Raw genomic sequence first — 9,358 nt, 5'->3', positions numbered from 1 at the left:
TGTTACCACCATGTATTCCATTTTTTACTTTCTGGTGCTAGTATACGTATCAATAACATGTTAAGTAAAGTGAAAAACAAATTATGTTGGATGATAGAAGCTTAAAAGACTGGCTTGTAACTCTTGGTAACACAGCAAAAGCCGCTGTTGATGCGTCTTTGCGTGAAGATTGGCCATCCGACGAAGAAAAAAACATAAAAGAATTAATCGAAGACATATCATCTGCCCTAACTGACATCACTCAATCTAATGAAATCGAAATTATTAAATCGTTAGACAACTCTACATTGCTCGGCCTATCTGCCTTATTTTCATTTCCGCGCACTCTTCGCCTGATTAATATCCTCGGCACTGCCGATCCAGACAAACTTGCAAGCCTTACTGATAAATCTTTAGCTATCGATGAAGAATCGAAGCAATTCCTTGAGATGCTTTACGTCAGAATTTCTTACACTGCTCGCACTTTTTTAATGCTTAAAATTTTTAGCAGTGAACGAACCAAAATTATATTCACTAAATTAAACGAAAAAATTAAACCCCAATCCTCCACTCCTTCTACAGCTACAGCAACCGCACCAGCTACAGAAGTAGAAGCCGATGTTGAAGCCGATGTTGAAGCTGATATTGAAGCTGATATTGAAGCTGATATTGAAGCTGATGTTGAAGCTGATGTTCAACAGGTTGATGGCTTCATTAAAGAGAAGACTACAGAAACTAATAAGCAAGTTGCAGCTACGACGACCTCAGTTGGTTTCGACGAAGATGGATTGGATTTAGACGACATTAGCGATACCGGAAAAGAGAATTCAGATGAAAATTAAAGTTACTTTACTGTCTTGCCTATTTTCTATTATCTCACTCAATGGTTTTGCTGCTGATTCCTGCTCGCAATCGCCAAGGGAATCTCATCAAGATAAATTTGAACGATACATGATAGATGAGGTACCGAGCCTTCTTGAATCTTGCGGTCTTGGTGATCTTGTTATCGATATGCCATCGATGCCGAGCTTTGGTGCTGATTTGTTTTGTGGCTTTGGCACTAATGATCTCATGGGCTTTTATGGAGAGTACAGTGGCAATAGTTTTCCCGGAGGTTCTGGCGGCTCTAAATATGGCGGTTCTAGCGGCGGATCTAGCGGAGGCAAATCATCAACACCTAAACCTTCACCGAAACCACCTATGATCACACCACCGATTACTAAACCACCTATTGTACGACCACCTATCGAGCCTGGTGGACGGATTCAATCTAAACCAAAAGAAGATAAATGGGTTCCAGCCGATTTATTTAAAGACAATTAGGTGGAATTATGGCCCATAACAAATTTGGTATTTCAGCTACAGACGAAATTAACAAGGATAAGGTTGTTCGTCATTACAAAGACCCTATTACAGAAGTCATATCACTGTTTCGGGGTAGGAAGTATGGCTATGTACTCATGGTGCTGGGCTTTTTGTTAATTATATCGCCAACTATTACTAAGATCCTTTTTCCTCTACTGGTTTTTATTTGGCTTTTTTGTAAACCAGAATTATTAAGCATGCCTTTATATGTGCCTGCAGGTGCAAAACAAGATATCGATCCAAACGATTGGGTACCCAGCCAAAAGGGTAGAGTTCAAGGTAAACCTGCTGGTGTTGTATATCTTGGCGTTACTGATGATGGATATGAAGTTTGGAATACAATTGAAAAATCCAGAAGACATTTACTTTTTCTTGCCACAACCGGTGGCGGTAAATCAGTTGGCTTAACAACCTTGACCATCAGTGGCGCCTTAGTAATGGGTTCGGGTTACTCATTCACCGATGGTAAAGCTCAGCTTGACCTGAGTGTTGAGCATTTATCTAATGCAATGCGCTTCAATCGTGCATTAGATTTCTTAATGATTTCCTATATCACGGGTGGACAGGATATTTGGGGCAGAACTGAACACCAAATGTCTAACACTTTTAACCCCTATTACAGTTCTAGTTACTCTGATATTTCTGAATTACAAAAATCTCTCCTTGATGGTGATGGTGATATTTGGGCAAAACGAGCTGAATCATTCCTCTCAGCTTTGACTAAGGTTATGGTTTATCGTCGTGATATTGGTGAAATTCAACTATCAGTGAGTTCATTTATCCCTTACCTGAGCTTAGAGTCTGTCGGTAAGCTCGCCGGACGTAGTGATTTACCTCTAGCTGCATCTTCAGAATTAGTTGAATTCATTCGAACCATTCCTGGTATGACAGAAGCGTCATTTAGCCAATTATTAAAAGGCCAATCACCACAATCCACAACGGTATATGACCAATTTGGTTTTATTACCATGCAAATAATTCCTTTAATTAATATGCTCGTGGGCGATTACTCATTTATCTTCCAATGCATCATGGGCCAAGTGAGCATGAAAGACTGTGTGATCAATCGTCGCATTTTAATGGTTTTATTACCTGCATTGGAAAAATCGCCATCTTCATTAGCAAATCTAGGGCGTATTTCTCTTGCTGCCCAAAAATCTATGATGGGTTCTTCTCTTGGCCATCAATTTGAAGGTGACGTCCAAACCAATATTAAAAACTCTGCTACTTCTGCAAGCGTTCCGTACTTATCTATCAACGATGAGGTGGGCTATTACTTCGTTGAAGGAACTGCAGTTGCCAGCGCCCAGTCCAGATCCCTCTTTATATCAATGATTTACGCAGCGCAAGACCTACCTGGTATGCGTCGTCTTTCCGATATGGCAAGCAAAGAAACCGACTCTGTAATTGGTAACACTGTTACAAAACTTGGTGGCTTTTTGATGGATAAACAGTCTGTAGAAATGTTTAGAGATCAAATGGGAGAGGCGTACACGGTTGAAGAAGATCGTAAAGATTTAGAAAAAGGCGGGGTTTTTCACGGCAATCAAATCGCCAATCAGGTCAATACAGTTCGCCGCAGCCGCGTGGATATCCGTGATTTTAATACCTTGATCGAGGGTGAAGTTTATCTTCAGCAACAAGACCGTTTCTTTAAAGTGAATATTCCACAAATCACCGCTAAAGAACTCAAGGTTACTGCGCTTAATGACTTTGTTCCCTGCCCTAAATTCAATCCTCATGAATTATCAATTTTATTGGACGGCGTTAATCAATATAGCAACGCCTTCATTAAAATTTTGGAACAAGAATCCAAAATTGAAACCACTCGCGGCTCTGAAAGTGAGCTCTTAAATATTAACCGTGATTTTATGTTAGCTAATCAAGCTGATGTGCCTAGTGAAGCACAAGCAGCTGGGGTCTTTATGATTTTCCTTGCGCGTCTGGAACAAGAATACAATAACATCTTTACCGCCAGCTATGCTCAGGCGAATTCCACTCCCGATAAACCTGTTGAAACTTCTGATGCCGATGAAAAAGTCGAAGATCAGATTGATATTAATAATACCTTTGATGAAGAGTCATTTGATTCTGATACTTCTACCGAGTATGCCAGTGATATTGAAGAAGAAGCCGAAAAAACAGCGCTAGAAAACAAATCGTTATTCACCAATATATTCTCAAACGGGACGTTGGATAAAGACTCACTCTCTACCAACCTCGAAGCTATCAACTCACTCATTCAACCTGAAAAATCTAAAGAGACTATCAAACGTGTTACCAAGAAAACCATTGAAAACATCGCTGATGTAACTGGGTACCCCGGCAAACAACGATTGCAGGCAAATCCTGAGCGTCAGTTACAACTTTTGAAAAACCTTAAAAAAGACTTATCTAATCGATAATGGAGATATTATGAATACTAACACAGCCAAAGTTATCAATACCGGTTCTGAATCGCCTCTTATGAGCGTTGTAGATAAGAAGCCTGCTGGTGAATTCAAAACTGTTTCAACGATTGCTGATGAATTTCTTGCTAGCAATAAACCTAAGCCAGCTCCGAAAGAGAACGCACTTAATTTCACAAACAGCAAAGGTGTAGCTTGTGTTGATAAGATCACTGAAGAACACACTGCTGAATTCAAAGCGCTCTTAACCAATTTGACAGTGAAACTTGCTCTTGAATTGGGACTGAGTGTTACGGATGTTATCTGTAAGGTCAGTGAGGACCAATCTACACTAAAAATTGGCCTTAACGCCTCTACAGTGAACTTCTTCGGCCTTGACCATTACGGGCGCTCATATTTGTCGCACTGCTCGTCTATTGAATTTAATCCTGCATGGCTCGGGGTTAAGTTTAAGCCGAATAAAACGGAAATGGTGATTACGGGTTATGACCCTGAAGGAAATCGCCTTCGCATTTTTAATGGTACTTCTACACTCTGGGTGCGCGAAGTTTCGTTTTCTAACATTCGCCAATACTTTATACAAAATGTCTGAATTTGAACAAAAAAAAGCCCCAAACCGAGTAGTTGGGGCTTTTTGATTGGCGATTATATTTGGGTTAAGCGGCATATATCTATTATTTCCTCTTTCTGCTCTGCATCCATACCAAACAAAGAGGTTATGGTTTCTGAGACTGCTAATTCCTCATCTGATTCTTTGACTTTGAAGCCAAATACCTTTTTTTTGGGGCCAGAGATCCTTGTTAGCATCATATTTTCATCAAACTTCGCTGTGCCAAAATCAAAACCTTGATGTTTTAACAGAGCCATCAACTGCACATTTAAAAAATCTGACTTAGTTATTCCCCGCGATGAAGCTGTACTCGAATGTCTCAATTTTTTTGCTAGATCGTTCTTAGTGATTTTCTCCATTTTATTAGATAAACCTAATACTGTCGCAAATTCGTCAACGTCATCGGCGCTTTGAAGCATAAGCGACGCATAATATTTTCTCGCTCGCTCTTTTTTATTCATCGAATACCACCCGTTTTTTTTCAAATTTCGGTACTGTTTTTTCCCAGCACCAAGGCGAATGAAAAGACTTGTGATTGCACACTTTGCATTTTTCCTCTACTGCCTGTTCTTTTTGATGCTCGTTCATGGTATCACCTCGCATTATTTATAAACTATTCGATAACTCAACAACATTCGTTTGCGCTTCTGGTATCACTTCTACGCCACTTTCAGCATTTATAACTGCATCGATGTCTGATGTGAACTTTATCGCCTTCAAGCGCTCTTTAAACTCTGAAGAATCAAGCTTATTAAGATCACTTAACTGAATGACGCTAAACGCTTTGCTATTCACTATGTTTTCCAATGCGACTGAAGACACATTATATCTTCGATCACAACTCTCGATAAATTGGCATATCAAATCTATTGGGCTTACATGCGCATGCTGCAAATAAGTGACTAATTCATCTACATATTGAAGCACTTTGGCTTCTGAAATATTTAACTTTAAATCGTCAAACAAACCTTCAGCAACTTCCGCTTGACCCACTAATACCCTTAATTCTTTAGTAAAACTTTCATCATTCAACCCAACAGCTTCGTTTATATGAGGACCAATTTCTTTAAAATTGTGTAAATTAACCAATTTGTTGTCCAAGCGTTCCAAAAAGGTCATTTTACAAGCGTTTAATAAGCCTTTTTCGCCATCCAACCTTACATGCTTGTCTATTTGGTAAATTGCGTTCTCAATTTTCTTCCATAAGCAACAATCATGTTCAGTTCTGGCTTTTATATTTGCTATTACATCTTTACGCTCATTAAAAATAGTTAAACCGTCATTTTTAAATTGCATCTCATAATGCTGTTTACCGATTGATAGCGACAAACTAAAGTCTTCGGTGACGGATACGTTTCTAAAATGCTTACCCATTCTCAGTAACATCGCCTGTGAGAGCGCATTGCTATGCATTCCTTTTGGAAAGCCTAAAACAGACAACTTTTCTGTCACCTTCGTTGTTAACTGTGGCTGCAAGTCTGTTGTAAACTCCAAGGGTACTTTGTTGAGCGTCGCTATTTGATCTAGTGTAAAACCCATACCGCTATTCATAAATGTCACAAGATTATTTAATAAACTGCGAGCTTCGTAGGTCGAATTTCTTAATTCAATTAAATCATCCAGCTTGCAATTATTTAAGCACTTATAAACTGAGTACATGATTTTGGTCCTCAATTTGTAATGGCATCTGCTCCCATTGCATTTGGTTTGAAGCTAAGGGCAACCCATTTTCAATGACGAAATCTTTTACTTGCTGGCTGACTGCTTGACTCTGGTTGATAAACGCCACTTCGTTGCAGTAATACAATAATGTATTAAATTCTGGCTTGAGCACTTTTTCATTCAGAGATAATATTTGCGCTTTCAAATACTTTTGTGACTCATCTATTGAAAAAGTTGTTGCTACTAACTCAAATATCTTATCTACGGCTTCATCATGTATATTTTCGCAAAACAGCTTCAATGTGGTGTCGGATGCTATCAGTGATTGAATTTCACCAAATAACCATCCATTTGACTGTAAAACCATTTTGTTGCTGTCTTCCAAGTGGCTAATCAATGCTTTTATGTAATGCTTTAACTCTACCGTTGGAAAAAGGTACTCTCTAAACAACTCATCTGGACTTTGCGACATGATCTTGTTCAAGTCCATTTCCTCAAAATCCGCTATTTTCAGTACACTTGGACAGAGCATTGAAATGTTACTTAAAATTGGTTCATTGATACTGATATAAATATCTTCTATTACGGCACATCCAGTGCTCAATGTAATATTGTCTCCCTCTACTTCCAAGGAATCGACCGTAAACGTAGATCCCGATGTAAGTGTAATTTTATAATTATTTATCTCGTCATGTTCTATTGTCGCTATTTTTCTACATTCCATATCTCTGTTTATAAAATCCAACAGTGACTTAAATTCTTGGTACTCTTCAGTTATACCTATGTTATCTAATACTTCATTGCTGTTTTCACAATGGATAATTAAGTATACAAACTGGCTTATCAACTGTTCAGTTGAAAGCGGCTCGTAGTAATATTCTTCGTCTTCGTCTTCTTCATAACTATCTTCCTGATAATATGTGTTAATTTTATCTAGAATTGCCTCAAAATCTATCGGGGCAAAATTTGATAACACGGAATTATATTGATTAGCTGACTCAATCGTGAAGGCAAAAGCTTCTTGCGGTGAATGCTTTTTATCGAGATCAAAAAAATGACACTCTTCTCTCACCAATTCGAAAATTTCATCTAACCAAGTTGAGTAGGCGTTCTCTTCGATTGCAATGAGCACTGAGGAAAGCACCACTTGATTGGCTAACACCGCATCTGACTTCAGGGCTTTAATATCCCAATCGTTAAATGTGCTCATTCATCACCTCCGAAAAGGGTGGAATCAACCACCCTTCGTCTGCTTATTTGCGCATTCTTGAAACCCAAGCCAAGGCTAGTAAGCTTAACCAGCCCAAAGAACCACCTGAGCTACTATCTTTCTTTTCTGGTTCGGGTGTTGGTGTTGGTGTTGGTGTTGGTGTGCCGCCCGTTCCTGAGTCACCTGAGTCACCTGAATCACCTGAATCACCTGAATCACCTGAATCACCTGAGTCACCTGAATCACCTGAATCTCCTGTACCTGGATCTGGGGTTGGGTCAGGTTCTGGGGTTGGGTCAGGTTCTGGGGTTGGGTCAGGATCTGGCGTTGGGTCAGGATCTGGCGTTGGGTCAGGATCTGGCGTTGGGTCAGGATCTGGCGTTGGCTCTGGTTCTGGTTCTGGCGTTGGCTCAACATCATTCGCCAAAACGGTTAACACTACATTGGCTGCATCAACATTAACATCTAGCATCATTGGAACGACAAGTTTGGCATTAACGGTGACATTTTCTGCCAAAGTTAAGCCCTCTGTGAAATTAAGCGTGACAACCTTGCTGCTTTCGTCTGCGCCAAAATTAATTGTGATATAGTCTTCTTGGAAGATTTCTGTTGTGCTCTCGACCCCGCCCCATTCGTCGTGGTGCAAGATTAAGCTGCCATCAAGATATAGACTGATTTCAGTAGAAGCTGTTAAATCCCCATCCCGAGAGATGGTTATTGCCACACCACTTTCGTTAATGTCGGTACTTGTTTCCAGTTCACTTGCTATAGATACCGTACCAACGGTGGTCATTTCATCGGTTATGTTTGCCACATAAGGTGTGGCAAACCCGATTTGCTTTGCATTATTCGCTTCTGTTTCGTGACCACAAACTATCCCGTCGTTAATGACTTCTGGCGAACTGAAAACATTAAAACCTTTTGACACATGGAACATCACCGAAGGCTGCTCATTGCCATTTTCATCAATGGCGCAAGAAATGGCCGCAGCAGCTCTATTGTAATCCTCTTGATGATAGCTACTACCATAACCGCGCTCATGTCCCGCTTCGAGGACATGCCCCAGTTCGTGCAAGGCCGCAGGTCCACAGGAATTGTATTTGTTGTCGATTGACATATTTTCATAACCAGCTAGCACTGTTGCATGACCTGCCCCCCTGCCGCACCACACAATGTTTTCGACTCACGAGTGATGTACATGAAGGTATCCGCACCGCTATTTTTCAATCTCTTTGTGAAATTGTTTTGGTACGCATTAATATAATATCCATGCGCTTGCTCCCAGATTTGCCACGCAAATCCTGACAAACCTTTCACTGCATCGCCATCATCATCCAAAAAGTCATAACTAGGGAAATCAAAGCTGAGATTTTCTGGAACATAAGCTTTTTTGTCCAACTCATAGACCCAAAGCATATCCGAATCGCTTAGTGCTTGTTGCTGTTTCTCGTACCAATCGCTGATGTCGATTTGCGAAAAATCAGCTAGTCGCACTCTGGTATTCACTTTCGAGTCAATTAAACCCTGATTCATCCTGTCAACTGTATCGGCTACAAAGCGGTAGAAAGCCCCTTTTGTGCGCTGCAATCCCAAAGAATGTGGATCATAGACAAATGCAATATCTATGGTGTTATTTGACATATCGGCAGGTTGGCGATCACATTCATCCGAATTGCCGCGATACTCGCAACCATAGAACTTAAAGAAAGTTGATGTTTCAATTTCCAAGTTTTCGTCATCCCCGTTTTGCATCGCATTGGTAACTTGGTTGATCATGGCTTGAGGTACGCCTTTTTTGGTCATCACCTGCTTAATTTCTGCGATTTTTTGGTTTCTGAGGGTTTGCATTCTCTCTTCTTTCGCATTGTACGCAGACACTTGCTCTGGTGTTACTTCAGCTTTAAATGACGTTGCGTTGGCGCTGCCAGCAGCGATTAAAGCCAGAGCTAGAGCCGATTTCGTGAAGTGATTAAAGTTGTTCATGAGATTACCCTCAGTAGTTTAATTACATTCATTATGATAGGCTTTAAGCCTATTGTCAACGAAAATTTGCATGTATGATGCACATGATAAGTATATACTAAATGAGCTATAAAAAAGCTATCAATTTATAGATAGCTCCTT

Annotated in this window: 10 protein-coding genes; 4 read left to right on the top strand and 6 right to left on the bottom strand. The window is 40.1% G+C overall.

Features of this window, described 5'->3' with window-relative positions; translation table 11 throughout:
* Positions 1-83 precede the first annotated feature (83 nt).
* From HBH39_RS19610 to HBH39_RS19595, 4 genes are read left to right on the top strand one after another with little or no spacing between them, the layout of a single operon-like run.
* Positions 84-821, top strand: coding sequence for a hypothetical protein (locus HBH39_RS19610; protein ID WP_167680510.1), 738 nt, complete (start codon positions 84-86; stop codon positions 819-821).
* A complete protein-coding gene (locus HBH39_RS19605) occupies positions 811-1,302 on the top strand; it encodes a hypothetical protein (RefSeq protein ID WP_167680509.1) in 492 nt (163 codons plus the stop codon). Before HBH39_RS19610 ends, HBH39_RS19605 begins: the two co-directional genes overlap by 11 nt.
* Positions 1,303-1,310: 8 nt before the next feature.
* Positions 1,311-3,749, top strand: coding sequence for a hypothetical protein (locus HBH39_RS19600; RefSeq protein ID WP_167680508.1), 2,439 nt, complete (start codon positions 1,311-1,313; stop codon positions 3,747-3,749).
* 10 nt (positions 3,750-3,759) lie between these two features.
* A complete protein-coding gene (locus tag HBH39_RS19595) occupies positions 3,760-4,344 on the top strand; it encodes a hypothetical protein (protein WP_167680507.1) in 585 nt (194 codons plus the stop codon).
* A gap of 53 nt (positions 4,345-4,397) precedes the next feature.
* Here the strand turns inward: HBH39_RS19595 and HBH39_RS19590 are convergent, their stop codons facing one another.
* The 6 genes from HBH39_RS19590 to HBH39_RS19570 are packed head-to-tail and all read right to left on the bottom strand — an operon-like array spanning position 4,398 to position 9,217.
* Positions 4,398-4,823 (bottom strand): hypothetical protein, encoded by a 426-nt coding sequence (locus HBH39_RS19590; protein WP_167680506.1) that lies wholly within the window; start codon positions 4,821-4,823, stop codon positions 4,398-4,400.
* The gene (locus HBH39_RS20025; RefSeq protein ID WP_280117351.1) at positions 4,816-4,950 is read right to left on the bottom strand and encodes a hypothetical protein; all 135 of its coding nucleotides are present in this window, start codon (positions 4,948-4,950) and stop codon (positions 4,816-4,818) included. Before HBH39_RS20025 ends, HBH39_RS19590 begins: the two co-directional genes overlap by 8 nt.
* Positions 4,951-4,968: 18 nt before the next feature.
* Positions 4,969-6,021: a hypothetical protein gene (locus tag HBH39_RS19585; protein WP_167680505.1), complete on the bottom strand. Its 1,053-nt coding sequence runs from the start codon at positions 6,019-6,021 to the stop codon at positions 4,969-4,971.
* Positions 6,005-7,234 (bottom strand): hypothetical protein, encoded by a 1,230-nt coding sequence (locus HBH39_RS19580; RefSeq protein WP_167680504.1) that lies wholly within the window; start codon positions 7,232-7,234, stop codon positions 6,005-6,007. Before HBH39_RS19580 ends, HBH39_RS19585 begins: the two co-directional genes overlap by 17 nt.
* Positions 7,235-7,277: 43 nt before the next feature.
* On the bottom strand, positions 7,278-8,351 hold the full coding sequence (locus HBH39_RS19575; RefSeq protein WP_167680503.1) for a GlyGly-CTERM sorting domain-containing protein: 1,074 nt from the start codon (positions 8,349-8,351) through the stop codon (positions 7,278-7,280).
* Positions 8,352-8,365: 14 nt separating this feature from the next.
* Complete coding sequence (locus HBH39_RS19570; protein ID WP_167680502.1) at positions 8,366-9,217, bottom strand: hypothetical protein; 852 nt, start codon at positions 9,215-9,217, stop codon at positions 8,366-8,368.
* Between the last annotated feature and the right edge of the window lie 141 nt (positions 9,218-9,358).

Origin of the sequence: Shewanella aestuarii (assembly GCF_011765625.1) — a bacterium.
Classification (GTDB): Bacteria; Pseudomonadota; Gammaproteobacteria; order Enterobacterales; family Shewanellaceae; genus Shewanella; species Shewanella aestuarii_A.
Note: the sequence above shows the minus strand (reverse complement) of the source record. Positions and strands in the feature narration are given on the sequence as shown.